At 62.1% G+C, this 26281-nt stretch carries 18 protein-coding genes; 6 read left to right on the top strand and 12 right to left on the bottom strand.

Annotated elements, in window-relative coordinates:
* Positions 1-26: 26 nt before the first annotated feature.
* From ACR0NY_RS06895 to xdhA, 4 genes are read right to left on the bottom strand one after another with little or no spacing between them, the layout of a single operon-like run.
* Positions 27-1544, bottom strand: a complete 1518-nt coding sequence (locus ACR0NY_RS06895) for an ABC transporter ATP-binding protein (protein ID WP_170337476.1) — start codon at positions 1542-1544, stop codon at positions 27-29.
* Positions 1541-2476 (bottom strand): xanthine dehydrogenase accessory protein XdhC, encoded by a 936-nt coding sequence (xdhC, locus tag ACR0NY_RS06890; RefSeq protein ID WP_170368857.1) that lies wholly within the window; start codon positions 2474-2476, stop codon positions 1541-1543. The genes ACR0NY_RS06895 and xdhC overlap by 4 nt, the downstream gene beginning before the upstream one ends.
* Positions 2476-4878, bottom strand: a complete 2403-nt coding sequence (xdhB, locus tag ACR0NY_RS06885; RefSeq protein ID WP_170368856.1) for a xanthine dehydrogenase molybdopterin binding subunit — start codon at positions 4876-4878, stop codon at positions 2476-2478. Before xdhB ends, xdhC begins: the two co-directional genes overlap by 1 nt.
* Positions 4875-6236: a xanthine dehydrogenase small subunit gene (gene xdhA, locus ACR0NY_RS06880; protein ID WP_170368855.1), complete on the bottom strand. Its 1362-nt coding sequence runs from the start codon at positions 6234-6236 to the stop codon at positions 4875-4877. Before xdhA ends, xdhB begins: the two co-directional genes overlap by 4 nt.
* 345 nt (positions 6237-6581) lie before the next feature.
* Between xdhA and dnaE the strand changes: the two genes are divergently transcribed.
* Positions 6582-10082, top strand: a complete 3501-nt coding sequence (dnaE, locus tag ACR0NY_RS06875; RefSeq protein WP_170368854.1) for a DNA polymerase III subunit alpha — start codon at positions 6582-6584, stop codon at positions 10080-10082.
* Between the two features lie 20 nt (positions 10083-10102).
* Here the strand turns inward: dnaE and ACR0NY_RS06870 are convergent, their stop codons facing one another.
* From ACR0NY_RS06870 to ACR0NY_RS06860, 3 genes are all read right to left on the bottom strand, one after another.
* Positions 10103-14194 carry a translocation/assembly module TamB domain-containing protein gene (locus ACR0NY_RS06870; protein WP_170368853.1) on the bottom strand — a complete coding sequence of 1364 codons (4092 nt, stop codon included), beginning with the start codon at positions 14192-14194 and terminating at the stop codon, positions 10103-10105.
* The gene (locus ACR0NY_RS06865) at positions 14191-15873 is read right to left on the bottom strand and encodes an autotransporter assembly complex protein TamA (protein ID WP_254432910.1); all 1683 of its coding nucleotides are present in this window, start codon (positions 15871-15873) and stop codon (positions 14191-14193) included. The genes ACR0NY_RS06870 and ACR0NY_RS06865 overlap by 4 nt, the downstream gene beginning before the upstream one ends.
* A 276-nt stretch (positions 15874-16149) precedes the next feature.
* Complete coding sequence (locus tag ACR0NY_RS06860; RefSeq protein ID WP_170337483.1) at positions 16150-17373, bottom strand: urate hydroxylase PuuD; 1224 nt, start codon at positions 17371-17373, stop codon at positions 16150-16152.
* 95 nt (positions 17374-17468) lie between these two features.
* Here ACR0NY_RS06860 and ACR0NY_RS06855 point away from each other — a divergent pair, with 95 nt between their 5' ends.
* Complete coding sequence (locus ACR0NY_RS06855) at positions 17469-18383, top strand: LysR family transcriptional regulator (RefSeq protein WP_093963045.1); 915 nt, start codon at positions 17469-17471, stop codon at positions 18381-18383.
* A gap of 4 nt (positions 18384-18387) precedes the next feature.
* Here ACR0NY_RS06855 and uraH read toward each other — a convergent pair whose 3' ends face one another.
* Positions 18388-18744 (bottom strand): hydroxyisourate hydrolase, encoded by a 357-nt coding sequence (uraH, locus tag ACR0NY_RS06850; protein ID WP_170337485.1) that lies wholly within the window; start codon positions 18742-18744, stop codon positions 18388-18390.
* Positions 18745-18946: 202 nt separating this feature from the next.
* Here uraH and puuE point away from each other — a divergent pair, with 202 nt between their 5' ends.
* From puuE to ACR0NY_RS06835, 3 genes are all read left to right on the top strand, one after another.
* On the top strand, positions 18947-20365 hold the full coding sequence (gene puuE, locus ACR0NY_RS06845; protein ID WP_170368851.1) for an allantoinase PuuE: 1419 nt from the start codon (positions 18947-18949) through the stop codon (positions 20363-20365).
* Positions 20362-20850: an ureidoglycolate lyase gene (locus ACR0NY_RS06840; protein WP_170337816.1), complete on the top strand. Its 489-nt coding sequence runs from the start codon at positions 20362-20364 to the stop codon at positions 20848-20850. Before puuE ends, ACR0NY_RS06840 begins: the two co-directional genes overlap by 4 nt.
* A 66-nt stretch (positions 20851-20916) precedes the next feature.
* Complete coding sequence (locus tag ACR0NY_RS06835) at positions 20917-22344, top strand: uracil-xanthine permease family protein (RefSeq protein WP_170368850.1); 1428 nt, start codon at positions 20917-20919, stop codon at positions 22342-22344.
* A 40-nt stretch (positions 22345-22384) separates the two neighbouring features.
* On the opposite strand, the gene ACR0NY_RS06830 is transcribed toward ACR0NY_RS06835, so the two are convergent.
* From ACR0NY_RS06830 to ACR0NY_RS06820, 3 genes are all read right to left on the bottom strand, one after another.
* Positions 22385-23374: a type I glyceraldehyde-3-phosphate dehydrogenase gene (locus ACR0NY_RS06830; RefSeq protein WP_170368849.1), complete on the bottom strand. Its 990-nt coding sequence runs from the start codon at positions 23372-23374 to the stop codon at positions 22385-22387.
* Between the two features lie 54 nt (positions 23375-23428).
* Complete coding sequence (locus ACR0NY_RS06825) at positions 23429-23752, bottom strand: hypothetical protein (protein ID WP_170368848.1); 324 nt, start codon at positions 23750-23752, stop codon at positions 23429-23431.
* 111 nt (positions 23753-23863) lie between these two features.
* Positions 23864-24697: a bifunctional allantoicase/(S)-ureidoglycine aminohydrolase gene (locus ACR0NY_RS06820; protein WP_170337491.1), complete on the bottom strand. Its 834-nt coding sequence runs from the start codon at positions 24695-24697 to the stop codon at positions 23864-23866.
* 177 nt (positions 24698-24874) lie between these two features.
* Here ACR0NY_RS06820 and ACR0NY_RS06815 point away from each other — a divergent pair, with 177 nt between their 5' ends.
* On the top strand, positions 24875-25231 hold the full coding sequence (locus tag ACR0NY_RS06815; protein ID WP_170337492.1) for a hypothetical protein: 357 nt from the start codon (positions 24875-24877) through the stop codon (positions 25229-25231).
* A 7-nt stretch (positions 25232-25238) separates the two neighbouring features.
* On the opposite strand, the gene ACR0NY_RS06810 is transcribed toward ACR0NY_RS06815, so the two are convergent.
* Entirely contained in the window at positions 25239-26174 is a 936-nt protein-coding gene (locus ACR0NY_RS06810; protein ID WP_170368847.1) for a 2-hydroxyacid dehydrogenase, read from the bottom strand.
* Positions 26175-26281: the final 107 nt, after the last annotated feature.

The raw sequence follows: 26281 nt of genomic DNA, 5'->3' as shown, positions 1-26281 counted from the left end.
TTTTGCGCCAGAGGCGGCAGCGTAGGTTACACATGGGCCACCTCCATCCCATGCGCGCCGCCCATCATCAGACCGATCTCTTCGACGGTCAGGCCAGTTGTGGGACGCGGAGCGCTGAGGCGCCCTTCGTTCAAGGCGGCGAAACTGTCGGAGATCTCCATCAGTTCATCCAGATCCTGGCTGATGCAGACCACCGCCGTTCCCTTGGCCGCAAGGTCCAGAATGGCCTGACGGATCGCAGCGGCTGCGGCGGCGTCGACGCCCCAGGTCGGCTGGTTCACGACCAGCACTTCGGGGTTTTGCAGGACTTCCCGGCCGATGACGAATTTCTGCAGGTTGCCGCCCGACAGCGACCGCGCGGCGTTTTCCGGCCCCGGGGTCCGCACGTCGAATGCCTGAATGATCTTTTCCGCAAACACGCGGGTGTCGGCCCATTTCAAAAAACCGTTCTTCTCCAGAGACTCGCGCACCGAGCCGGTCAGCAGAGCGTTTTCCGTCAGGCTCATGTCCGGCGCCGCGGCATGTCCCAACCGCTCTTCTGGGGCCGTCAGCACACCCAGTCTGCGCCGGGCCGTCGGGCCCAGTTTGCCGATCGGCTGGCCGTTGAAGCGGATCGCATCCGCGTCCGTCAGGATTTCACCGGACAGAACGCCCAGCAGTTCGTCCTGACCGTTGCCGGCCACGCCGCCGATGCCAAGGACTTCGCCCTTGCGGACGGTCAGGTGCACGTTCTTCAGCGCGGTCCCGAATTCGGAAGGGGACGGAACCGAAAGCCCGGTAACATCCAGCGCGACGGGTCCGAACTCGCGCCCAGACCGTTCAGGGGTCTGAAGGGCTGATCCCACCATCATTTCGGCCATGTCGCGGGCGGATGTTTCGCTGGGTGTGCATTCACCCACATTCTTGCCCAGCCGCAGAATGGTGGCGTGGTCGCACAGCGTGCGGATTTCCTCCAGCTTGTGCGAGATGTACAGGATCGAGGTTCCCTCCGACCGCAGCTTTTTCAGTGTTTCGAACAGGATATCTACCTCTTGCGGGGTAAGAACCGAGGTGGGTTCGTCCATGATCAGCAGCTTGGGGTCCTGCAGCAGGCAGCGGATGATCTCGACCCGCTGGCGTTCACCGGCGGACAGGTCACCAACCCGACGATACGGATCCAGTGGCAGGCCATAGGTCTCCGAGACCTCGCGAATGCGCGAAGCCAGATCACCCATCGGCGGCGGGCTTTCCATGCCCAAGGCGATGTTTTCGGCCACGTTCAGCGCGTCAAACAGCGAAAAATGTTGGAACACCATGGCAATGCCGTCGGCACGGGCCGCGCGCGGCTCGGCCGGCGCATAGGGTTGGCCGCGCAACAGCATCGTGCCGCTGTCCGGCTTGACCAACCCGTAGATCATCTTCACCAGCGTGGATTTTCCTGCGCCGTTTTCGCCCAGCAGGGCGTGAACTTCGCCCTCACCGATGTCAAAGGACACTTGGTCGTTGGCCACGACGCCGGGATAGGCCTTGGTCAACCCCTGCAAGCTCAGTAGTGGAGTGGTCACGCGCTCTGGTCCTTCTTCAAGTCGTTCTGTCGGGCGGGGCGCAGGATTTGCGCTGCCACACCAACTGCGATCATCTGCGGGTGCTTGCCCAACGATGGGTCACCGATCGGGCAGGTGATCCGGGCGATCTGAGCCGGTGAGTGACCCAGCGCAGCCAGGCGCGAGCGGAATCGCGCCCATTTCGTAGCCGAGCCGATCAGCCCGGCAAAGTGAAAACCGTGCGTCAATAGCCGGTTGCACAGTTCCAGATCCAGATTGTGTGAATAAGTCAGCACCAAGTGCTCGGCTTGAACCGGTGCGTGGCGCACGAGGTCGGCCGGGTTCGCTGCCGGAACCACGGTTACACCTGCTGGGATGCCAGCTGGAAACCGGTCGGCGGCGGTGTCTACCCAAGTGATGGCAAGATCGGGGAGAGGCGACAGCACATCCACCAGCGCCCGTCCGACATGACCGGCCCCCCAGATCCACAATTGGCGGGTCGGTGTGTGCACCGGTTCGATCATCCAGCCGTCAAGCAATTGCGGTTCAGGCGCGATACCCTGTGCGCGTGCGGTTGCCAGCAGCCGCTTGACCGACAATGGCATGTCACCACCGGCAGTCGGGCGTGCGATGACGGTATCGTCCAGGGCCTCGACGGATTTCAGGTCATAGACCTCGCTCAGCAGCGTTACGGCACCGCCGCAGCATTGCCCGAGGTCGGGACCCAGCGCATGGCGGGACAGGCGGGTTGGGCTTTGCTGAACCCGGGCGGCCTCAGCCGCCTGATACTCCAGCGTGCCGCCCCCGATCGTGCCGGATTGCCCGCCCTTCCAGACCATCATCGCAGCGCCGACCTCGCGCGGGGACGAGCCTCGGATTGCGGCAATGACCACGCGGGTCACCTTGCCATGCGTTTTGACCGCCTCCCTCAAAGTCTCCCGGTCAAATCCCATCAGGTGCCTCCACGCATGCGTTGAACGGCGGTCCAGACCTCTTCGGCGGTGGCTGGGGCATTGATCGCCGGATACCCGTCACCGCTGGCCGCAACCGCGTTCGACAGCGCCAACCAGGCCGAGATGCCCAGCATGAAAGGCGGCTCGCCCACCGCTTTTGAGCGATAGATCGTGTCCTCGCGGTTCCGGCAGTCCCAAAGTGCGACATTGAAGATGTCGGGGCGGTCCGAACAGGCAGGGATCTTGTAGGTCGATGGCGCATGGGTGCGCAGCCGGCCCTTGTCGTCCCAGACCAGTTCCTCGGTCGTCAGCCAGCCCGCACCTTGCACATAGCCGCCCTCGACCTGCCCGATATCCAGCGCAGGGTTCAGCGAAGCACCCGCATCATGCAGGATATCCGTCCGAAGGATGCGGTTCTCGCCGGTCAGAGTGTCCACGGCGACTTCGGTCACCGAAGCTCCGTAGGCGAAGTAGAAGAACGGGCGCCCGCGTCCGGCGATTCGGTCCCATTCGATCTTGGGGGTCTTGTAGAACCCGGTTGCCGACAGGCTGATGCGCCCCTGATAGGCCAGCGCCGCGGCTTCGGCAAAGCTATAGCTTTCCTCGCCCAAGCTGACCCGGCCATCGGCAAATACGACCGCCGATGGGTCGATCTGATGCCGCTCGGCCAGATAGGCGGCCATCCGGTCGCGGATCGTGTCGCAGGCGGCCTTGGCCGCCATCCCGTTCAGATCGCTGCCGGACGAGGCCGCTGTGGCCGAGGTGTTGGGCACTTTGGCGGTATCGGTCGCGGTGATCTTCACCATCTCCAGCGGAATGCCGAACCGCGCGGCTGCCACCTGCGCCACTTTCTGGAACAGACCCTGACCCATCTCGGTGCCGCCATGGTTCAGGTGGACCGAGCCGTCCTGATAGACATGCACCAGCGCCCCGGCCTGATTCAGATGGGTCAGCGTGAAGGAAATCCCGAACTTGACCGGTGAAAAGGCGATGCCCTTCTTGATCACGCGGTTTTCGGCATTCCACTTCTCGACCGCCGCCTTGCGGGTTGCGTAATCGCAGGACTCCAGCAAGGCTTCGGTCATGGGATGCAGCTCGAAATCGGTGACTTCCATGCCGTAGGGGGTGGTGTTGCCACCCGCGGGGACGGGGCGCAGCACCGAGCGGCCGGTTTCGACCGCGCCGCGGCTGGTCAGATCCTCGTGCGGATCCGGGTGGCCCAGCGGCTTGTCCCGCACCGGTTCTTCAACGCCTGCGTGCGCCGGTTCATAGTAGTTCCGCCGCCGCAGCTCGACCGGGTCCAGACCCAGCACATGCGCGGCGTGATCCATCACCCGCTCGATGCCGACCATGCCCTGCGGCCCACCAAAGCCGCGATAGGCGGTTGCGGACTGTGTGTTGGTCTTCAGCCGATGGCTCTCGATCCGCGCGTTGGGCAGAAGGTAGGCGTTGTCGGAATGCAGCATCGCCCGGTCGGCGACCGGCAGCGACAGGTCCTGCGCCCAACCGCAGATGGCGTAGTGCAGGAAGGAAACACCCTGAATGTGGCCGTTTTCGTCAAAGCCGGCCTTGTAGCTGATGCGGAAGGCGTGGCGCTTGCCGGTGATGGTCATGTCATCATCCCGGTCATAGCGCATCTTGCAGGCTCGACCGGTTGCCCGTGCCGCAACTGCGCAGGCCACGGCCAGCGCGTTGCCTTGGCTTTCCTTGCCACCGAACCCGCCGCCCATCCGCCGGGTTTCGACCCGCACCGCATGCATGGGAACGCCCAAAGCGTCAGCCACCTTGTGTTGAATCTCGGTCGGGTGCTGGGTCGAGGAATGCACCAGCATGTCGCTGCCTTCATTCGGCACCGCCAACGCGGCCTGACCTTCCAGATAGAAATGCTCCTGCCCGCCGATCTCGAACGTGCCTTCGATCACATGCGACGCCTGCGCGATGGCGGCTTCCGCATCGCCCTTGGCATAGATGCGGGGGCCGTCCTCGAACCGGCTGTCTGCGGCCAGAGCCTCTTCGATCGTCAGGATCGGCGTTTCCTCGGCATAGTCGATCTTGCCCAGCCGTGCCGCCTTGCGCGCCGCCAGATGGCTGGTGGCGACAACCAGAAACACGGGCTGGCCCACGTAATTCACGGTGCCGTCGGACAGCAATGGTTCGTCATGGATCGAGGGCGAGACGTCATTGGCAAAGGGCAGGTCCTCAGCGGTTATCACCATCACGACCCCCGGGGCCGCGCGGACATCTGACAGGTCCATCGCCGTTATCCGGCCCTTGGCGATCGGGCTCAGGCCAAACGCCAGATGCAGCGTGCCCTTGGGGGTCGGAATGTCGTCAACATAGCGGGCGGTTCCCGACACATGCAGGGGTGCGGCGTCATGGGGCAGCGGCTTGGTCACGCTCATGCCGACACCTCCAGCACATTGATCAGCTCGCCTTGATCTTCTAGGAAATAGCGTTCGAGCATGGCCTTTGCGGTCTCCAGCCGGTAGCGGGCCGAGGCACGCATGTCGCTCATCGGGGTATAGTCCTCGGCAAAGGCCGGCAAAGCGCTTTGAACGGTTTCCGCCGTCCATGGGCGACCGGTCAGCACGGCCTCAACCCGAGTCGCGCGTTTCGGCACACCGGCCATTCCGCCAAAGGCGATCCGGGCTTGCGAGACGACGCCGTCCGAAACGATTATGTTGAAACAGCCGCATACGGCCGAGATATCCTGATCGAACCGTTTGCTCAGCTTGTAGCATTTCAGCCGGTCGGGTTGACGCAGAAAGCTGACCGCTTCCACGAACTCGCCGGGCGCGCGATCTTGCTTTCCATAGTCAATGAAGAAATCTTCGATAGGGATCGACCGGCGCTCGTCGCCCTTGCGCAGGTGCAGCGTGGCCCCCAGCGCGATCAGCGCAGGCGGGTTGTCCCCGATGGGCGAGCCGTTGGCGATGTTGCCGCCCACCGTGGCCGCATGGCGCACTTGAACGCTGGCATAGCGCCGGATCATCTCGGCATAGGACGGATGCAGATCGGCCATCGCCGCGCCCAGGCGGTTCATGTCCACCATCGCGCCGATGTGGACCTCGTCTTCGGTGATCGAAATTTCCTTCAGATCGTCGCAGCCGCCCAGAAAGATCACCGGGTCCAGGTTCCGCAGCTGCTTGGTGACCCAAAGGCCGACATCGGTGGCACCCGCGATCAAAGTTGCACCGGGATGGGCGGCAAAGACTTTGGCCAGTTCGTCGGAGGACTCTGGCAGAAGGGGCGAGGCCGGCTTGGCCGCGACCGGCTTGTCCTTGACCCAGACCGGCACCGGCTGGTCTTCGACGACCTTTGCCGCGCGGATGATCGGCGCATAGCCGGTGCAGCGGCACAGGTTGCCGGCCAGTTGCGTGTCATGATCTGTCGCGCCGTTGGCGTGGCTGGCCACCATCGACATCACGAAACCGGGCGTGCAGAATCCACATTGCGAGCCATGAAGGTCCACCATCGCCTGCTGCACGGGATGCGGCTCGCCGTCGGGCCCGCTCGCCCCCTCGACCGTGCGCACTGCCTTGCCGTGCAGTTGAGGCAGAAAAAGAATGCAGGAATTCAGCGCCTTGGCGCCGGCCTCATCCGTCACCATGACGGTGCAGGCCCCGCAATCGCCCTCGTTGCAGCCTTCCTTCGTGCCGGTCAGACCGCGATCCTCGCGCAGCCAATCCAGCAATGTGGCCGTCGGATCGACATCCGCCAGCTCCACTGTCTCTCCGTTCAGAAGAAACGTGATATTCATTCTTGAAACCCGTCGCCTTACCCGGTTGCGCCCATGGGTGCTCCTGTCTCGATGCGACGTAGAGAAAGAAGCGGGCTTGTAGCTTGCCTGAAGATGTTAGAAACAGCCTGTGCGCGCTGGCAAGAAAAACTGCCTGCCGAATGTACCATTCCCGATCCCATGCTTTGATATGCACCACGTCATTATTATCTAGGCATCTGAATTGAAAGAGATTTTGGTGTAACCCAGGTGGCGTCGGCTGAAGCACCTTCTGGAATCTCCGAATAATGCGCGGCTATTTTTTCAGCAATCACCTCTAACTGTTCCGGCTTTTTCCCGGGTCGCGAGTGCGATAGCCTGCCTCGTATGAGCAGTACTCCTCGATTCATCCACCTCCGAGTTCACACCGAATACTCCCTTCTTGAGGGGGCGGTGCGCCTGAAGAAACTGCCAACGCTGTGCGAGCAGATGGACATGCCTGCCGTTGCGGTGACAGACACCAACAACATGTTCGCGGCGCTGGAATTTTCGGTTACCGCAAGCGGTGCGGGTGTGCAGCCGATCATGGGCTGCCAAGTTGATCTGGCATATGTCCAAGCGCAGCCGGGGGAAAAACCCAAGCCCCCCGCGCCGATTGTACTGCTGGCACAGTCTGAGACGGGGTACGAGCATCTGATGAAGCTCAGCTCGTGCCTGTATGTGGACAAGGGCGGGCAGTTGCCGCAGGTCACGCTTGAGGAGTTGGCTGCGCATTCCGATGGGCTGATCTGCTTGACCGGCGGACCGGACGGCCCCGTTGGCCGCCTGTTGCAGCAGGGCCAGCGTCCGGCGGCCGAGTTGCTGGTAGATCGGTTGGCCGCGATGTTCCCCGATCGGCTTTATATCGAACTGCAACGTCATCCCGGCGAGGATAGCCAGCCCGAGGCCGAGCGCCTGACCGAGCGCGGCCATGTGGAAATGGCCTATGCCAAGAACCTGCCTCTGGTGGCCACGAATGACGTCTATTTCCCGACCTCGGATATGTATGAGGCGCATGATGCGCTGATCTGCATTGCCGAGGGTGCCTATGTCGACCAGCAGGAAGGTCGTCGCCGCCTGACCGCGCAGCATTACTTCAAATCTCCGCAGGAAATGGCCACGCTCTTTGCCGATCTGCCCGAGGCGATCGCAAACACGGTCGAGATTGCCAAACGTTGCGCCTTCATGGCCTACAAACGGGATCCGATCCTGCCGAAATTCGCCGATGACGAGGTCGAGGAGCTACGCCGCCAGGCCAACGAGGGTCTGCAGGCCCGACTGGCGGTGATCCCGCACGCTGTCCCACCCGAGGAATACCAGAAGCGTCTGGATTTCGAATTGGACATCATCGAGGGCATGGGGTTCCCCGGTTACTTCCTGATCGTTGCGGATTTCATCAAATGGGCCAAGGATCATGACATCCCCGTCGGTCCGGGTCGGGGCTCGGGCGCGGGCTCGCTGGTGGCCTATGCGCTGACGATTACCGACCTTGACCCGCTGCGCTACAGCCTGCTGTTCGAACGCTTCCTGAATCCCGAACGGGTGTCGATGCCCGACTTTGACATCGACTTCTGCATGGACCGCCGCGAAGAGGTGATCCGGTATGTTCAGCAGAAATACGGCCGCGACAAGGTTGGCCAGATCATCACCTTCGGCGCGCTCTTGTCCAAGGCCGCGGTGCGCGACATCGGACGGGTGCTGCAGATGCCCTACGGCCAGGTGGACCGCCTGTCCAAGATGATCCCGGTCGAAGGCGTCAAACCGGTGTCGATCGAGAAGGCCCTGAAAGACGAACCGCGCCTGCGCGAAGAGGCCCGCAACGAAGAGGTGGTCGACCGCCTTCTGACTTACGGCCAGCAGGTCGAGGGACTGCTGCGCAACGCTTCGACCCACGCCGCCGGTGTGGTGATCGGCGACCGGCCGCTGGACGAGCTGGTACCGCTCTATCAGGACCCCCGCTCGGACATGCCTGCCACCCAGTTCAACATGAAGTGGGTGGAACAGGCCGGTCTGGTGAAATTCGACTTTCTGGGCCTCAAGACTCTGACGGTCATCCAGAACGCCATGGACCTGATCTTCAAATCCGGACGGCCATTGCACGTGGCGGCCGACGGTCGGCAGCTTTATGAGCCGGCCGAGGGGGCCGAGAACCAGATCAACGCCATCCCGCTGGATGACCCGGCCACCTACAAGCTTTATTCCGCGGCCAAGACCGTGGCGGTGTTCCAGGTTGAAAGCTCGGGCATGATGGATGCGCTCAAGCGCATGAAACCCACCTGCATCGAGGACATCGTGGCGCTTGTCGCGCTCTACCGCCCCGGCCCGATGGAAAACATCCCGACCTATTGCGAGGTCAAGAATGGCCAGCGCAAGATCACCTCGGTCCACCCGCTGATCGACCACATTCTGGAAGAAACGCAAGGCATCATCGTCTACCAGGAGCAGGTGATGCAGATCGCGCAGGTCATGGCGGGCTACAGCCTCGGCGGCGCCGACCTGCTGCGCCGCGCGATGGGTAAAAAAATCAAAGAGGCGATGGACGCCGAGCGCCCGAAATTCGAGGCCGGGGCAGCCGCGAACGGGGTAGATGCCAAGAAGGCGTCCGAGGTGTTCGACCTGCTGGAGAAATTCGCCAACTACGGCTTCAACAAATCTCACGCGGCAGCGTACGCGGTGGTCAGCTATCAGACCGGCTGGCTGAAGGCGAACCACCCGGTCGAATTCATGGCCGGTGTCATGAACTGCGATATCCATCTGACCGACAAGCTGGCGATCTATTTCGAAGAGGTCCGCAAGGGTTTGGAACTGCCCTACGTGCCGCCTTGCATAAACCGGTCGCAGGCAACGTTTGATGTGGTGGATGGCAAGTTGGTCTATGCGCTGGGCGCGCTCAAGAACGTGGGCGTCGAGGCGATGAACCTCGTGGTGCAGGGCAGGGGCGACAAGCCGTTCGTCAACCTCTTTGACTTTGCCCGCCGGGTCGATCTGAAGAAGGTCGGAAAACGGCCGCTGGAGATGCTGGCGCGCGCGGGGGCCTTTGACGAGCTGGACAAGAACCGCCGCCGGGTCTTCGAAAGCCTCGAACAGCTGGTGCAGTATTCGGCGGCGATCCACGAACAGAAGAATTCGAACCAGGTGTCACTGTTCGGCGAGGCCGGCGACGATCTGCCCGAACCGCGCCTGTCGAAATCGCCCGACTGGCTGCCCGCCGAACGGCTGAGCGAAGAGTTCAAGGCGATCGGCTTCTACCTGTCCGGCCACCCGCTGGACGACTATATGCCCGCGCTGAAACGCAAGCAGGTGATGACGCTGGACGAGGTTACCGAAAAGGCACGCTCGGGTCCGTTGATCGCCAAGATGGCCGGTGTGGTCGCCGGGCGACAGGAACGGAAATCGGCCAAAGGCAACCGGTTCGCCTTTGCACAGCTGTCCGACCCGACGGGGGCGTACGAGGTGACGCTGTTCTCGGAAACCCTAGAGAAATCACGCGAATATCTGGAAACCGGCGCGCAGGTCGTGCTGACGGCCGAAGCCACGATGGAGGCTGACCAGCTGAAGCTGCTGGCGCGCTCGGTCGGGCCGGCGGATTCAGTCGTGGCCGAGGCCGGCGCGACCGGGCTTCGTATCTTTTTGGACCAATCACAGGCGCTGTCGACGGTCGCCAGCGTTCTTGCGGATGCTGCGGGGGCGGCCAAAAACGCCTCGAAAGGGCCGATCCATTTGTGTCTGCTGGATCCGGGCTTGCCGGGAGAGGTCGAGATGGACCTGGGGCAGGAATTCCCGATCAATCCCCAGATCAAGGGTGCCATCAAATCACTGGATGGGGTCTTGTCCGTCGAAGAGGTCTAGGGTGGCGGTCCCGCCCAACCCTAGTAGTCACGCTCGAAGAAAATCCCGATGCCGGTATCGCCGCGCCCATCTACGGTGCCGCGCACCGTCACGCTGTCGCTGACGTCCAGGTTCAGGTTCACCTCGGTGTCGCCTTCGGTGTTCACGGTGAAATCGGTGTACAGGTTGTCGCTCAGATAAGCGCCGGCGCCCAGACGCCCGCCGCCGCCCTCGGTCGCGCCGACGTCGACGGTATCTACGCCCGTGGCGTCCCGAACGCCCTTGGTGGCATCGCCACCGGCACCGCTCAGTTGGGCCAGCGACGCGGCCATCTGGGCGATGACAAACGGGGACAGTTCGGAAAAGCGGTTGCCGAACAGCAGCATGGCCAGCGCCTCTTCGGCGGGGCGTTCGGGGTCCGAGAACACATCGACTGTCGGAGAATCCAGCGGGCCCGCGATTTCCAACGTCGCGGTTCCATCCGAAGTGCTGGCCGAGGATTCGAACTCGATATACGGCGTCAGGTCGCCCTGCAGGCTGACCACGCCCTTGGTCAGCGCCAGCCTCCGGCCAAGGATGTCCAGATTACCGCGGATCAGTTCGATCTGGCCCGATGGGATGACGGATTTGGTGGTGCCCTTGATGAAGATCGCACCGCCCAATTCAGCATTCACACCGCGGCCCCGCACGAAAACCGCCTTGGGGGCCAACAGGCTGATGTCGAGAGAGATGCGAGAGTCCGATTGCGACGTTTCCTCTTTTTCAACCAACTGCGCCCGTTCCCGAGTGACGTAGCTGGCATTGCTTTCGTTCACGTGTTCGATCTTCGGGATCGGCGCGGCCCCCACCGCGCCAGATGCCGCGGCCAGGTTGATGTTGGTCTCGCCAAACGTGATCTGCCCGACCAGCGAACTGTTCCCTGCCAAGGCGCCCGTCATTGCGATCTGGCCGTTCAACGTGGTCTCGTACAGAAGATTGTCGGTCAGGACGAGGTTGTTGATTGCAGTTGTGATCTGCGCGTTGAACGGCGGTGTCAGGTCGACCGGGCCACTGACCGTAAATCCGCCTCCGGCGCGCATGCCGCCGCGCATCGAAACCGTTGCGCGGCTGTTGGCAAGGTCTACAGTTCCGCCGATATCGGTGATGGTCTGCCCAACGCTGGGGATCGCCATCGACGTCCCTGAGGTGGTGATCTGACCACTCAGCGACTCCAGCGCCGGCTTGCCCTTCAACGCCAGGTCAAACCGGGCCGATCCGTCGATCTTGTTGGGCGTGATGAAGATGTTTGCAATACCCAGATTGACGCCGCCCTGTGCAGAAATGTCGGCATTGCCCGAGGCTTCGTCGTAGGTTCCTTTGACTGTACTGCTGATTTCGGCCGGTCCGGCGGCATTGGCATCAATGGTCCACACGCCGTTCAGGCGCGTTGCATTGCCTTTCGCCGTCAAGCTGCCCGGAAACTCGGGCGCAAAACGTTCGAGCCGATCGAACTTGGCGTCAAAGTCCAGGTCGGCCGAGCCATCCGTATTCACGCTGCCTACAAGATTGGCGTAGGACGTCTCCGGGCCGGTCACTCTGACCGTGCCCTCGACTCCGCTGGATGTGGGGGCCACATTGCCGTTCACCTTCAGCGGTCCCGTCAGGGTCTGTGAAACCCGGGCGAGGTCGTCCAACGCGGCGGAGAAGCTCAGCCCGCCGCTTTCGCGTCTCAAGATGCCGGATGCGTTGGCGGACAAGGCTGTCCCTGCAAGCCGGAAGTTGCGGATGTTCAACCCTTCCTCGCCGTTCGATGCGTCGACTGTCAGCGTCGTCTGTCCGGGGATCAGCACATCCACCGCTTGGATTCCGGTCAGGATGTCCTCTGCATTGATTTTGCCCTGCACGTCGAAGACTTTGCTGCCACGGGCCCCTCGACCGGTCACATCCGCCGTGACCGCGCCCGCCAACGTACGGCCTGCCAGTCCGGAAAAGACGGACAGGTCGGGGGCATCTACCTGCGCCTGACCGTCAAAAGCCAGGTTTCCGGTCGGATCGTCGATGGTTGCCGCGACTTGGGCATTCAGCGCGGCTGCGTCAACGGTTGCTTTTCGGATTTCGATCCGGTCACCGGTGCGAGCCCCGTCGAAGTTCAGGATGACGCGGCCGGTCAGAAGCGGATCCACCTGATCCAGCCCAGTTTGCAGGTCTGTAGTCGTCACCTGCGCAGTGCCATCAAACTCAAGGGTCTGCACGGTGCCCTTGCCATCCACCTGGGCCTGAACAGCCCCCGCAAGGTCGCGCTTGGCGAGGCCGGAGAATACCGAAAGGTCAGAGGCATTCACCCGGGCCTGGCCGTCGATGGTCAGATTGCCGTTCGGAGTGGTGACCGCGCCATCCGCCTGTGCGTTCAGCGTTTCGCCGTCGATGGTGAAAGCGCGGATTAGGATGCCGTTTGCATCCCGCTTGGCGTCCAGCGTGATGTCCGTCTCGCCCGCGATGATGGGGTCGATGTCGTCCCGACCAGTGGACAGGTTTTGTCCGGAAACGGCCAGCTTGCCGTCAAAACTGCCCTCCAACGGCGAGCCCGCCCCCTCGACCCGGACCGATGCCCGGCCGCCCAGATTCAATTTGGCGACCTCAGAGAAACGAGACAGATCGGACGCCTGCACTGTTGCCGATCCGTCAATCTTCAGACCGCTTTCAAGCCCGCTGACGACCGCATCGGCGGTCGCCGAATAGTCGGTTCCCCCAAGTTCGAAACCCGAGAGTCGGAGCGATTTGTCCCGTCCGTATTCGAACTGGCCATCCAGGGTAATGCGATCGCCCACCGCTGTGTTCAGGGCAGGGCCAGCCAAGTCCAAACCATCCAGAGAGGCTTGAAGGTCTCCTGTCAGGTCCAGACCGCCGATCTGAGTCAGGGTGCCCTGTGCGGTCAACCGCGTGTGCGCAATCTGGACTTGGGGTGTGACAACATTCTCGGTCGTCAGGCTCAGGTCCCAATGATTGCCGTTTTCGTGGTCGAACAGGGCAGAGAGCTGTGCGGCCTTGACGGATGTGTCTCCTCCACCGAATGGCAGGACCACGTCGTCGCCGGCCGGCGGCGAGATCCGTGCCTGGACGGCTGCCAGTTGCAGCGCCCCGCCTGTTCCAAGGCTGAGCTGCGCTTCCAGTTTCAAAGCTTCGGACGTGATGTCCGCCTCGGTAATCTCCAGCGCACCTTGGGCTCCGGTACGGCCATCGACATACAGACGTGTATCCGTACCGAAGAAGGTATCCATGTTGGCGGCCAAAAATGGGGTCAGGTCGCCGCCCAAGTCGGCGGTAAAGGCAATGCCTTCGTCGGCCGCCCCTTCCGTCTTTTCTATCCCGCGCAGGCGCACCTGGCCCGAGACACGGTCGACATTGTCACTGCTCAGCCCGATATCCGCCGTGAAATCGGTGATCGGACCGGACCCTTTGGCCGTCAGGCCGATGGGTGGGCTGTCCGGTATATTCAATGCGGTCGAAATCAGCCCGCCTGACGCCTCGGAGACGGTCAGGTCCAGGTCGATTTGCCGGCTTTCGTTCTGGAAACCGGCCACAAGATTTATCTGATCGCCGGCCCGGTCCAACCGATTGATGTCCAGCTTGGTGTCCAGCGCGCCATCGGCCAGATTCAAGTTTCCGTCCACCGAAAGGTCTGCCGCAACGCCGATCAGCGGTTCGCCCAGAGACAATTCGTCGACGCGCAGTTCACCGATCTCGATCGCCACGGGCAGTTCGGGCAGTTGAAAGGGTTCGGTCTCGGCGGTGGCGGCTGGTTCGTCCGTGGTGGTCTTGCCGGGTGCGCGTGCGATGTCGATTTCTTCGGCGGTCAGGGCGTTTACGGAAAACCGGCCGCGGATCAGGGCCAGCCGGTTCCAATCCAGCTCGGCGTTCTTGATGGTCAGCCAGACTCCTTCGTCGTCGGCCACCGTGATCTCCTGAATGCGTGCGCGAGAGCTCAGTGCGCCCTCCAGCCCGATGACCCGGATATTGCGGTTGTCCCCGGATAACGTGTTTTGCAGGAAATCGGTCAGCAGACCGCCGCTCTCTTCCTCTTGCGCGGCCACGGGGCCGGAAAGGGCAAAGGCGGTTGCCCCGACTGCCAGAGGATATGAAAGGTAACGCCTCAAAATGCTTGCCCGATCCCAATATAGAACTGCAGCCCGTTGCCCGTGTCACCTTGTACAGGCACCGCCAGGTCCAGCCTCAGCGGGCCGAAGCCGCCCAGATCGTACCGAACGCCAAGGCCCGCGCCCGCGTGGTACTCGGCGCCGCTGCCGATGAACGAGGACGTGTCCACGATACCGTAGTCGTAAAACCCAACAAGAGACAGCTTTTCAGTGACCTTGCCGCGCACCTCGCCCGACAGGCCAAGAAAGGATTTGCCGCCGGCAATGCCCGTGCCGACGGGGACACCAAGGCTTTCATAGGGCTGACCGCGAACGGTGCCCGCGCCGCCGGAGAAGAACAGGAAATCCGGTGTGACACCATCCGCCGGGGGGCCGAGGATCGATCCAAGTTGCACCCGCCCGGCCAGCACGATCCGACCGCCAGTGCCCAGGCTGGTATAGGCGCGACCGTCGAAAAACAGGCGCAGCCCGGTATCCGTGCCCGAGATGCCGACAAAGGGCATGAACTGGCTGTCCAGGTAATACCCGCGGGTGGCGCTGACCTTGCTGTCGCGTTTGTCCCACTCGGAACGGAACGGAATGATGAAGTATCGGAACTTGCGGCCGTCACCATAGGCGTCGTCAGCGTTCGAGATGGAGAAGCCCACAGCCGCCTCGGCATACAACTCATCCGAGAACGTCCGCCGCGCACCATAGGTCAGCGAGGCGACCGACACGCTGTAATTGTCGGTGTTTCGGCGCTCGAGCAGCGCGCTCCAGAAGGTATTGTCGTCCGGGCCCAGCCGGTCGGGCTGATCCAGACGCAGACCCAACCGCCCGTCGATATCCTCTGACCCGCCGATATTTCGGATGGCGGCCTCAAAGCGTAGCCGCTGGGCGCGCCGGAACACGTTGCGGTGGGTCCAGGTGGCGGTCAGGTCGAGACCATCGCGCGAGGCCAGTTCGACCCCAAACGTCAGGCGGCGTTTGGGCAAGTCCTCGAAGGTGGCGTCGAAATCCAGCGTGCCGTCCGGGTTCGGCGTGTCCCGTTCCTGGATCGAGACGGTGCTGAACGTACCAGTCCGCCGCAGCCGTGTGCCGACCTTTTGCAACTTTTCGGGCGAGTAGACCTCGCCCGACGGGAAACCGGCGATTTTCTCGATCGAACTGTGGCGGACATCGGTGCCGCCTTCGATATACATCTTGCCGAACTTCAGGCGCGGCCCCTGATCCAGGTCGATCCGGGCGTCCAGCTGGGCCTGTGCGTGCCGGGCGATGATCTGTTGATCGCGCAGTTTCGCTTTGGCGTGGCCCGCGTCCTTCCAGGCCTGAATCCCGGCCGAAGTCGCCTGTTGAATGGCGCCGGTCGTGGCCAGCTTGCCGGGGGCAAACTCTTCGGGCAATTCCGTATCGGGGGCCAAAGGCTGAACGACTGCGGTTCCGAAATTGTACGCTTTGCCGGGGCGAATGGTGATCGTTGCCCGATTGATCTGCGCAGGAACGCTCAGCGAGCTGAGATCTGCCGCTTCTTTCCCGTCCAGCTTGATGCTGACCGACGGGCCGAAATATCCGGCATCATAGAGGATTTGTACGATCGTTCGGTAATCCGACAACGCGGCTGACAGAACTTCAAGCGGCGTGTCCAGCCCCCGGTTGTCGGCAGTCATGACCGAGGACGTTTCCTCAATCTGCTTTTTCAAGTCGTCCGACAATCCTGGCGCTGCAAGCGATGTTTCCAGTGCCATCGCACAGGTCGGGGCGAGGGCAAAAAACACACCCGCACACCAGTTCTTCAGACCGCCCCTACGTCTGCTCGCCTGCATCAAATGGCTCCACCTGTCCCGGGCCGCATTGATTTGCGCTGCTTGTCGCGGCGCCGCGATCCCTTGGAAACAGTTAGATCATCTCAAACCGCTCAGGCAAATAAATAAACGCGGATTTCCCAGTTCCCATGCGAAGTTGTGGAAAAGCTGCCGCTACAGGCCCGCGTTTCGGAACCAGCGGATAATGGCCTCGCGGTCTTCGGGTTCCATATAGGTGACGTTGGCCGGCGGCATCGCGTGGCTGACTCCAGCCTGCAGATAGATTTGCTCGGCATTGCGCGCGATGTCACCTTCGGTTTCCAGAAGAACACCCTTGGGGGCCCAGAGGATTCCGTCCCAGACGGGCTCGCGCGCGTGACACATGGAACAGCGCCCCAAGACTACGTCATGGGCTTCTTCAAAGCCGCTGGCCTGCACAAAGCGCTCCTCGAACTGTGTCAGGGGCTGCGCCTCGGCCTCTTCCAGCGGTTTGTACATCGGCGCAGTGGACAGCCACATGATGGCGATGAACAGCAGGGCCGTCACAAGCCAGGTCCAGGTCGGGTTGCCGGCCCGGGCGTGGCGTGTGTTGAAATAGTGCCGGATGGTGACGCCCATCAGGAACACCAGCGCCGCGATGATCCAGTTGTATTCGGTCGCAAAGGCCAGCGGGTAATGGTTCGACAGCATCAGGAAAACGACCGGCAGTGTCAGATAGTTGTTGTGGGTCGAGCGCAGCTTGGCGATCTTGCCGTATTTCGGGTCGGGGGTGTGGCCGTTTTTCAGGTCATCCACCACGATCCGTTGGTTGGGCATGATGATGAAAAACACATTGGCCGTCATGATCGTGGCGGTGAAGGCGCCCAGATGCAGCATCATCGCGCGGCCGGTGAAGATCTGATTGTAGCCCCAGCCCATCGCCACCAGCAGAACGAACAGCAGCAGCATAAGCAGGGTCGGGCGCTCGCCCAGCCCCGATTTGCACAGGAGGTCATAGATCAGCCAGCCCACGGTCAGCGACGCCGCCGAGATCAGGATGCCCTGCCACAGTGCCAGATCGGCCTTCTGTGCGTCGATCAGATACAGCTCGCCGCCCACCCAGTAGACGATCATCAGCAGGGCCGCGCCGCTGAGCCAGGTTGCATAGCTTTCCCATTTGAACCAGGTCAGGTGGTCGGGCATCCGCTCGGGCGCCACGAGGTATTTCTGGATATGGTAGAAGCCGCCGCCATGCACCTGCCATTCCTCGCCATCAGCAGGACCGGGGATGTCGCGGTTCAGGCCGAGGTCCAGCGCGATGAAATAGAACGACGATCCGATCCAGGCGATTGCCGTGATGACATGCAGCCACCGCACCGCAAATGCCATCCAGTCCCAGAACACGGCGAATTCATACATGCAAAGCTCTCCGATTGCTTGCCGACACACTAGGCAAACGGGGTTTTCTTCGGTATTCCCGTATATTGTCAAACTGTATCAAAAAAAACGAAAAGATGTCCTATCTCGACAATATCCGTACCTTTGTCCGGGTCTATGATCTTGGCAGCATGTCCGCGGCCGGGCGCGATCTGCGAATCTCGCCAGCGGTGACTTCGGCGCGGATTTCCCAGCTCGAAGATCATTTGGGTGTGCGATTGTTCCAGCGTACGACCCGAAACCTCAGCCCGACCGAGCAGGGCCGGGCGTTCTACCCCGGTGCGGTTGCGGTTCTGGATGCCGTGAACGAGGCCGAAGCGCAGGTCGTGCACCTGACCGAAGCGCCCCGGGGATCGCTTTTTGTAGCGGCTCCACTGGGGGTCGGGCGACGGCTGTTGGCGCCTCAAGTGCCTGAATTTCTTGCCGACTACCCCGAGATTGACGTGCGGCTGCGTCTGACGGACAGGTCTGTTGATCTCACGACCGAAGGGTTGGATCTGGCGTTCTTCATCGGTCAACCCGAAGACAGCACATTGCGAATCCGCAAAATCGCGGATTGCCAGCGCGTCTTGTGTGCTGCGCCAGACTATGTTGCGCGCCGGGGCATGCCCCGGACCGGGGCGGACCTGATCTCGGACCGGCACGAATGTCTGAACCTGCGATTCCCCGGGGCGACCGAGTTCCAATGGCTACTGCAGACAGCCGAAGGACCGAAACGGTTTGCGGTGTCCGGGCGGTTCGAGTGCGACGATGGCGATGTTCTGACTGATTGGGCGCTGGCTGGGCAGGGGATCGCGATGAAACCTGTTTTTGAAGTGGCCGAGCATCTCAAGGCCGGGCGATTGGTGCCCGTTGCCGTCGACACGCCACCGGTTTCGGTCCAGATGGCGTGTCTCTACACGCATCGGCGTCATCAGGACCCCAAGGCGCGCCTGTTCATGGATTTCATGATCTCGCGGATCGGCGACGTGGTGCGGACGTCGCAGGTCTAAGGGGTCAGCTGCCCCGGTAGGTCGAATACCCGAATGGCGACAGTAAAAGCGGCACGTGGTAATGCGCCTCGGGGTCGGACATGCCAAACCGGATCGGTATTTGATCAAGGAAAAGAGGGTCTTCAACGGCTTGTCCGGAGGCACGTAGGTAGTCCCCCGCAAAGAAGATCAACTCGTAGATACCGGTCTTGAAAGTCTTTTCCGGCAGGATGGGACTGTCGGTGCGCCCGTCCGCGTTGGTTTCCATCTCAACCAGTTTCCGGTGCGAATTGCCGGACACCCGGTACAACGCGATTTTCAGCCCGTCGGCCGGACATCCGCGCGCCGTGTCCAGAACGTGGGTCGTCAGATAACCTGCCACGAGTTGCTCCTGCTGTTGTCTGCACGTTTCGTGTTTGGATGCCATTTTAGGCAATCCGGTTTGCATTGCCCATCTTGCGGCAAAGGCCATGGCACAGGGAACGCTGAAACAACCGGAAACAGCGTTCGGATTGATTTGATAATCCATCACGGTTTTATGGGATAAACCGAATGGAAGCCTGAAATTGAAGACGGAAAGCAGAATGCAGCCCCCCCGATACCCCCGCGACATGATTGGATACGGAGCCAACCCGCCAGAAGCCCAGTGGCCGGGCGGGGCCAAGCTGGCGGTGCAGATCGTGCTGAACTATGAAGAGGGCGGCGAAAACTGCGTGTTGCATGGCGACGCCGCGTCCGAGGCGTTTCTGTCCGAAATCGTCGGCGCCGCGCCTTGGCCGGGCCAGCGACATTGGAACATGGAATCCATCTATGAATACGGCGCTCGCGCCGGTTTCTGGCGGCTGCATCGCCTGATGGCCGACCTGCCGGTGACCGTCTATGGCGTGGCCACCGCGCTGGCGCGCTCGCCTGATCAGGTGGCGGCGATGAAATCCGCCGGGTGGGAGATCGCCAGCCACGGGCTGAAATGGATCGAACACAAGGATATGCCCGAAGACGAGGAGCGCGCTCAGATCGCCGAGGCGATCCGCCTGCACACTGAGGTGGTCGGAGACCGTCCGCGCGGCTGGTACACGGGGCGGTGCTCGGACAACACCGTGCGGCTGGTGGCCGAGGAAGGCGGGTTTGCCTATGTGGCCGACACCTACGCCGACGATCTGCCTTATTGGATGCATACCGGTGGGCGCGACCAGCTGATCGTGCCCTATACGTTGGACTGCAACGACATGCGATTTGCCACGCCGCAGGGGTTCAACTCGGGCGACCAGTTCTTTGCGTATCTCCGCGACAGCTTCGATGCGCTCTATGCCGAGGGGCAGGCGGGCGCGCCCAAGATGTTGTCGATCGGTCTGCATTGCCGCCTGATCGGCCGGCCGGGCCGGGTGATGGCGCTGAAGCGGTTTCTGGACTATGCGCGCGGCTTTTCCGATGTGTGGTTCGCGACCCGGTTGCAGATTGCCGAACACTGGGCCGCGCATCATCCGCCGCAGGACCGCCCGCGCCCCTCGCAGATGGACCGCGACGCCTTCGTGGCGGCCTATGGCGGTATTTTCGAACATTCACCCTGGATCGCCGAGCGCGCCTGGGCGCTGGAACTGGGCCCCGCTCATGATACGGCGGGCGGGCTACACAACGCGCTGGCACGGGTGTTCCGTTCGGCCTCGCCCGAGGAACGGCTGGGCGTTCTGACCGCGCATCCGGATCTGGCGGGCAAGCTGGCGCAGGCCAAACGCCTGACGGCCGAAAGCACCTCGGAACAGGCCTCGGCCGGGTTGGACGCCCTGACCGACGCCGAGCGCGACGCCTTTACCGATCTGAACACGCGTTACACCGAGAAATTTGGCTTCCCCTTCATCATCGCCGTGCGCGACCACGACAAGGCCTCGATCCTGCAGGCGTTCCAGCGACGCATCGAGAATGACCGCGAGACCGAACTCGCCGAGGCTTGCCGTCAGGTCGAGCGCATCGCCGAGTTCCGGCTGCGCGACGTGCTGCCCTCATGACGCGGATCATTCCTATCGCGCCGCTGACGGCCCAAGCCTTTGCACCGTTCGGCGATGTGCTTGAGGTTTCGGGCACGCCGGACAAGATCATCAACCAGGGTCAGTGCGGGCGATACCATGACCGGGCGGTTCTGGATTTCGCGGATGGGCGCGCGGGGATCAGCCTGTTCGATGCCAATCCGCGGGCATTGCCCTATCAACTGGACATGGTCGAACGTCACCCCCAAGGCAGCCAGGCTTTCGTTCCCATGACCAACCAGCCGTTCCTGGTGATCGTCGCGCCGGATGAGGATGGCGTTCCCGGCCGGCCGCTGGCCTTCGTGACGCAGCCGGGGCAGGCTGTGAACTACCATAGGGGCACGTGGCACGGTGTGCTGACGCCACTGCACGCGCCAGGCCTTTTCGCGGTAGTCGACCGTATCGGTTCAGGCGCAAACCTCGAGGAGCACTGGTTCGATACCCCTTACGAGGTGGTTGAACGCTAAGCCAATTTTGAAGCCGCCGGAGAAGCGGCAAGACCCCCATGAGAAAACAGGGAGACAGTTGAGATCATGGCCGAAACTTCGATAGGAACACCCGGTCAGCTTCGGGATCCGAATTACACGCCTGCGCTGCACAAGGCGATACCACTTGGGATTCAGCACGTTCTGGCAATGTTTGTGTCAAACGTGACCCCCGCCATCATCGTGGCCGGTGCGGCCGGGTTTGGCTTCGGGTCGAACTCGCCCGATTTTCCCGAGCTGCTGTATCTGATCCAGATGTCGATGCTGTTTGCAGGGTTGGCGACCTTGTTGCAGACCATCACGCTGGGCCCGGTTGGTGCGGCATTGCCCATCGTTCAGGGAACAAGCTTTGCGTTCCTGCCCATCATGATCCCATTGGTGGCTGGCAAGGGCGTTGAAGCCCTTGCCGCGCTGTTCGGAGGCGTTCTGATCGGCGGTATCTTTCACGCCTGCCTTGGGATGTTCATTGGCAAGATCCGCTTCGCTCTGCCGCCATTGGTCACGGGGCTTGTTGTGACGATGATCGGATTGGCACTGGTCAAGGTCGGCATCCAGTATGCGGCGGGTGGTGTTCCTGCGATCGGTACGCCGGAATACGGATCGCTGCTCAACTGGTCTGCGGCACTGGTCGTCGTGATCGTCACGCTGGGCCTCAAGTTCTTTGCCCGCGGAATGCTGTCGGTGTCTGCGGTTCTGGTCGGATTGGCTGTCGGCTATGTCTACGCCCTGATGGTCGGGATGGTGACGTTCGAAGCCATTGGAACAAGCTGGTCGCGGGCCGCTGGTTTCGCGCTGCCGGTGCCCTTCAAATATGGGTTCGAATTCTCGCTTGCGGCGGTGATCGGGTTCTGCCTCATGGCTTTCGTGTCAGCGGTCGAAACCGTCGGTGACGTTTCGGGCATTACCAAAGGCGGCGCGGGTCGCGAGGCCACGGACAAAGAAATCGCGGGAGCGACCTACGCAGATGGTGTGGGTACGGCGGTCGCCGGTATCTTTGGCGGCTTGCCGAATACCTCGTTCAGTCAGAACGTTGGTCTGATCGCGATGACCGGTGTCATGAGCCGCCATGTCGTCACGATTGGTGCGCTGTTCCTGATCCTGTGCGGACTTGTTCCCAAGGTCGGCGCAATAATACGCACTGTTCCGATCGAAGTTCTGGGGGGCGGTGTGATCGTCATGTTCGGCATGGTGGTGGCTGCCGGTATTTCGATGTTGTCTGACGTGGACTGGAATCGCCGCAACATGGTGATCTTCGCTATCTCGCTGTCGATCGGGCTTGGCTTGCAACTGGAACCCGGCGCGGTTCAGCACTTGCCGGACACAATCCGCATCCTGATGACAAGCGGACTGCTGCCCGCAGCGCTCATCGCCATCGTGCTGAACCTCATTCTGCCGCATGAACTGGCCGAGGAGTCGACCGAAGAGGTCTCGGGCGGAATGGCCGGTCACGGCGCTGGCAGTCTGCCGCACGACTGAAACCTGTAGCTCAGCCCTGCAGCGCCAAGCGCGCTGCGGGCTATTCCGTCTGAGCCATCATCCCGGCGACATCGAGCATACGGGCCGAAAAACCCCACTCATTGTCATACCATCCGAAAACCCGGACCTGATTTTGCCCGACGACACGTGTTTCCGGTCCGGCAATCACCAGCGATTCCGGTCGCGCACGCAGATCAGACGAGACCAGCGGCAAGTCGGTCCAGCCGAGCACCTTTGATGCCTCGACGGCGCGGCGCAATTCGGCCGAGAACAGCTCGGGTTCCATTCCTTTTTGCAGGGTCACGACCAGATCGATGGCCGAGACGCTGGCAGTGGGCACCCGCACCGCCGCACCGGAAATTCTCCCGGCCAGATGCGGCAGAATCACGTCGATCAGATGGGTCGCGCTTGACGTTGTGGGCACCATCGACAAGGCCCCGGCCCGTGACCGCGCCAGGTCGCCGCGCGGGGCGTCCACCATCGGCTGGCTGTTTGTGTAGCAGTGAATCGTGGTCATGTGCCCCGACGCGACCCCAGCGATCCCGTCCAGAAGTTTGACCAGTGGTGCCAGCGCGTTGGTGGTGCAGGACGCGTTCGACACAATCCGGGCACTGCCCAGCATGTCTTCGTTGGCGCCCAGAACGATCGTTGTTTCGGCGGCCGGGGACGGGCCGGAAATCAGCACCTTGCCAGCCCCTGCCTGCAGGCCCCGGATTGCGACATCCGAACTGCGCGCGATACCCGTGCAATCCAGCATCACGTCCACGCCGGACAGATCGACATCGGCAAGGTCGTCGCTGTGGCTCAGTGGAATCGAATGTCCATCTACCTGCAAGGCCCCGGCGCTGGTTTCGACCGAACCGGCATAGGGGCCGAACGTGCTGTCGTACTTGAACAGATAGGCACAGGTCTCCAGCGGTGCGATGTCGTTGATCAGCACCACTTGAACATCCGAACCCGCTGGCAGGGCCATGACCTGCCGCAGGATCGTGCGGCCGATGCGGCCGAATCCGTTGATTGCGAGTTTCATGCGCAAGCTATGGCAGGCCGTTTGACCGACCTCAATGCCCGTATGGCGTCGCCGCTATCCGCAGCTGACCTGCGAGAAGAACTGGCCCGAAATATTCTGGTACATGCTTGACCGGATCACCTTGCACCCGGTTGCCTGCTGGATGGCCGCAATGGCCTGAACCGTGCGCAGGCGCGGTGGCGGGCCGAACGGGTTGAGGTTGTTGTTGTCGCGGGTCGCACGATACACGACAGGGGCATCCGCAACCTGCGTCACAGCCCATGTGCGGCTCATGACGGATACGGTTTTGGTCGCTTCCTTTGCCACGACCGGGGCGGTGTCGACGGCGACTATGAGGCCGATCATGGCCAGTGCCGTCAGAGGGGCGCGCAGTTTCATCGACCAATCTCCACGAATGAACAAAACGAAATCACCTCTGATTTCAGCAAATTCCGCCGTCCCTGTGAACCCCTGCCGACGCAAAAGCCCGTTTTCAGAACCTTTTGCTGGTCATCGTGTGGACAGTTTCAACGGCATGTGCCGATTGACGTCCTTGTAGAGCAGATACCGGAATCGCCCCGGCCCGCCCGCGTAGCAGGCTTGAGGACAGAACGCGCGCAACCACATGTAGTCACCGGCCTCGACCTCGACCCAATCCTGGTTCAGTCGATAGACGGCCTTTCCCTCAAGCACATAAAGCCCGTGTTCCATGACATGCGTTTCGGCAAAGGGGATGACCCCGCCTGGTTCAAACGTGACAATGTTCACATGCATGTCATGGCGCAGGTCATTCGGGTCCGCGAAGCGCGTTGTGGCCCACCGACCTTCGGTGCCGGGCATTGGGGTTGGGGCGACGTCGCGTTCGTTGGTGATGATCGGATCGGGGGCCGGCAATCCGGGTACGGCCTCATAGGCCTTGCGCACCCAATGGAACCGGGCCACTGCGTCAGAGCGGTTGTGCAAGGTCCAATCGGACCCGGGCGGAATGTAGGCATAGCCCCCTGTGTCCAGCTCGTGGACCTGCCCCGCAAGGGTCAGGGTAACCGACCCTTCGACGACGAAGACCACGCCTTGAGCCTCCGGGTCCGTCTCGGGCGTATCGCTGCCGCCGCCGGGCTGAACCTCCATGATGTATTGCGAAAACGTCTCGGCAAACCCGCTGAGGGGGCGCGAAAGGACCCACAGTCGGGTTTGTTCCCAAAACGGCAGAAAGCTGGTCACGATGTCGCGCATCGTGCCTTTCGGGATGACGGCATAGGCGTCAGTGAACATGGCGCGGTCGGTCAGCAGCTGAGTCTGGTCCGGAAGCCCGCCGGTGGGCGCGTAGTAGTTTTGATGAGCCATTCCTGTGCCTCAAGCTTGGTTTGCGATTACTATGGTCGCATCAGCGGCGGGCCGATAGCGCCGGCAGTCCGATAGGTTTGTTCGGCATTATTTGAAGGTCCGGCCGCGGGGGCTTGGCCCTGATTGCTGGGATGTATATTCTTGGTGCAGATCAATTTTCACGAAAGCGAGTTTCGCATGACTGTCCGGTTGCCTGCTGCCCTGTTTGCGCTGTTTTTGTCGGGTGTCGTGGGGGCGGTCGATGCCAAGCCTCTGTCCCGGATCATCGCCGAAATGGGGCTGAGCCCGGACGACTATCAGGTTCTGGACGCGACGACGTCTTCGATGCTGGCAGGCGGGACCCCAAGCGTCGGGCAGGAGCGGAACTGGGTCAACGAGAAAACGGGCACCAAAGGCACGGTCAGGATACGGGACGTGAAGGACAACTGCGTTCACTTCCAGCACTTTGTCCAGCCGTCCGGGGCGGCGCCCAACCCGGAAATCCGCACCCGTCAGTGCAAGGATGCCAGCGGCAATTGGATTCTGACGCCGTAATCGCGGCTCAGTAACCGCGGCTGCGGTCAACCTCGTGCAGCAGGGGCTGACCTGCGCTCAGCCGCAGAAAGTTCTGGGCAACATCCGCCAACGCATCACCCAGATGCCATCCCGACACATGCGGTGTGATCGTGACCGATGGGTGCCGCCATAAAGGGCTGTCTGCGGGCAATGGCTCTTGTGCGGTCACATCGAGAACCGCATGGCCCGGACGACCCCGGTCAAGTGCCTCGATCAGGGCTTCCTCGTCGATCAGGTCGCCACGTCCCGCATTCAACAACTGGCTGCCGTCCTTCATCGCGCTGAGCATTTCTGCGTCGAACAAGCCGATGGTTTCGGGGGTCGAGGGCAGAATCGCGCAGACATGGTCGCAACCGCGCAGCATTCCCGGCAAAGCATCCTGCCCGTGCAGACAGGTCACATCTTCGATTTGCTTGGGCGACCGGCTCCAGCCGATGACCTGGAACCCGACATCGCGCAGCATGCGGGCGGTACGGCTGCCGATATGGCCCAGCCCCAGAACTCCTACTACGGTGTCAGATGTCAGCACCGGCGCTTTCGGCCGCCACTCGGCCCGCCGCTGAGCGTCCGCGTGAAAGCCCATGTTCCGGTGAGCGTACAGGATATAGGCCAGAAACCACTCCGCGATGCCTTGCGCCGGGGCGTCCGGTTTTAGGCGGGCCACGCGAACATGCGCGGGTAGGGCGGGGTTCGACACGATTGTCTCGACCCCGGCGCCCAACTTTTGCACCAGCTGCAGATTGGGCAGGCGGCTCGCGTGATCGTCCCGCAGGCCGACAACCGCCACCATGGTGACCTCCGCCGGGTCGCCAATGGTGCTTGGCGTGCGCACATCGGCCGTTGGTGCATGTCGCCGTACCTCTTCGGCAATCTCGGCATCGCTCATCCAGTCGGACAGGCCGGTATCGATCAACAACGCCATCTGCGCCCCTCTTCCGTTTCAAATTGATTGCAAGTGACGTGCCGTCACGCGGCTGGACACAGTTGCCGCAGCTAAGCCATCCTCGGCGCAAAGGTAAAGCCCGGTTC

This window comes from Ruegeria sp. BJ5 (assembly GCF_056537865.1).
Note: the sequence above shows the minus strand (reverse complement) of the source record. Positions and strands in the feature narration are given on the sequence as shown.

Coding starts and splice junctions, on each gene's coding strand:
- xdhC (WP_170368857.1), bottom strand. CDS start 2,476: ATGGGATTTGACCGGGAGACTTTGAGGGAGGCGGTCAAAACGCATGGC.
- xdhB (WP_170368856.1), bottom strand. CDS start 4,878: ATGAGCGTGACCAAGCCGCTGCCCCATGACGCCGCACCCCTGCATGTG.
- xdhA (WP_170368855.1), bottom strand. CDS start 6,236: ATGAATATCACGTTTCTTCTGAACGGAGAGACAGTGGAGCTGGCGGAT.
- dnaE (WP_170368854.1), top strand. CDS start 6,582: ATGAGCAGTACTCCTCGATTCATCCACCTCCGAGTTCACACCGAATAC.
- ACR0NY_RS06860 (WP_170337483.1), bottom strand. CDS start 17,373: ATGTATGAATTCGCCGTGTTCTGGGACTGGATGGCATTTGCGGTGCGG.
- ACR0NY_RS06855 (WP_093963045.1), top strand. CDS start 17,469: ATGTCCTATCTCGACAATATCCGTACCTTTGTCCGGGTCTATGATCTT.
- puuE (WP_170368851.1), top strand. CDS start 18,947: ATGCAGCCCCCCCGATACCCCCGCGACATGATTGGATACGGAGCCAAC.
- ACR0NY_RS06840 (WP_170337816.1), top strand. CDS start 20,362: ATGACGCGGATCATTCCTATCGCGCCGCTGACGGCCCAAGCCTTTGCA.
- ACR0NY_RS06835 (WP_170368850.1), top strand. CDS start 20,917: ATGGCCGAAACTTCGATAGGAACACCCGGTCAGCTTCGGGATCCGAAT.
- ACR0NY_RS06830 (WP_170368849.1), bottom strand. CDS start 23,374: ATGAAACTCGCAATCAACGGATTCGGCCGCATCGGCCGCACGATCCTG.
- ACR0NY_RS06825 (WP_170368848.1), bottom strand. CDS start 23,752: ATGAAACTGCGCGCCCCTCTGACGGCACTGGCCATGATCGGCCTCATA.
- ACR0NY_RS06820 (WP_170337491.1), bottom strand. CDS start 24,697: ATGGCTCATCAAAACTACTACGCGCCCACCGGCGGGCTTCCGGACCAG.
- ACR0NY_RS06815 (WP_170337492.1), top strand. CDS start 24,875: ATGACTGTCCGGTTGCCTGCTGCCCTGTTTGCGCTGTTTTTGTCGGGT.
- ACR0NY_RS06810 (WP_170368847.1), bottom strand. CDS start 26,174: ATGGCGTTGTTGATCGATACCGGCCTGTCCGACTGGATGAGCGATGCC.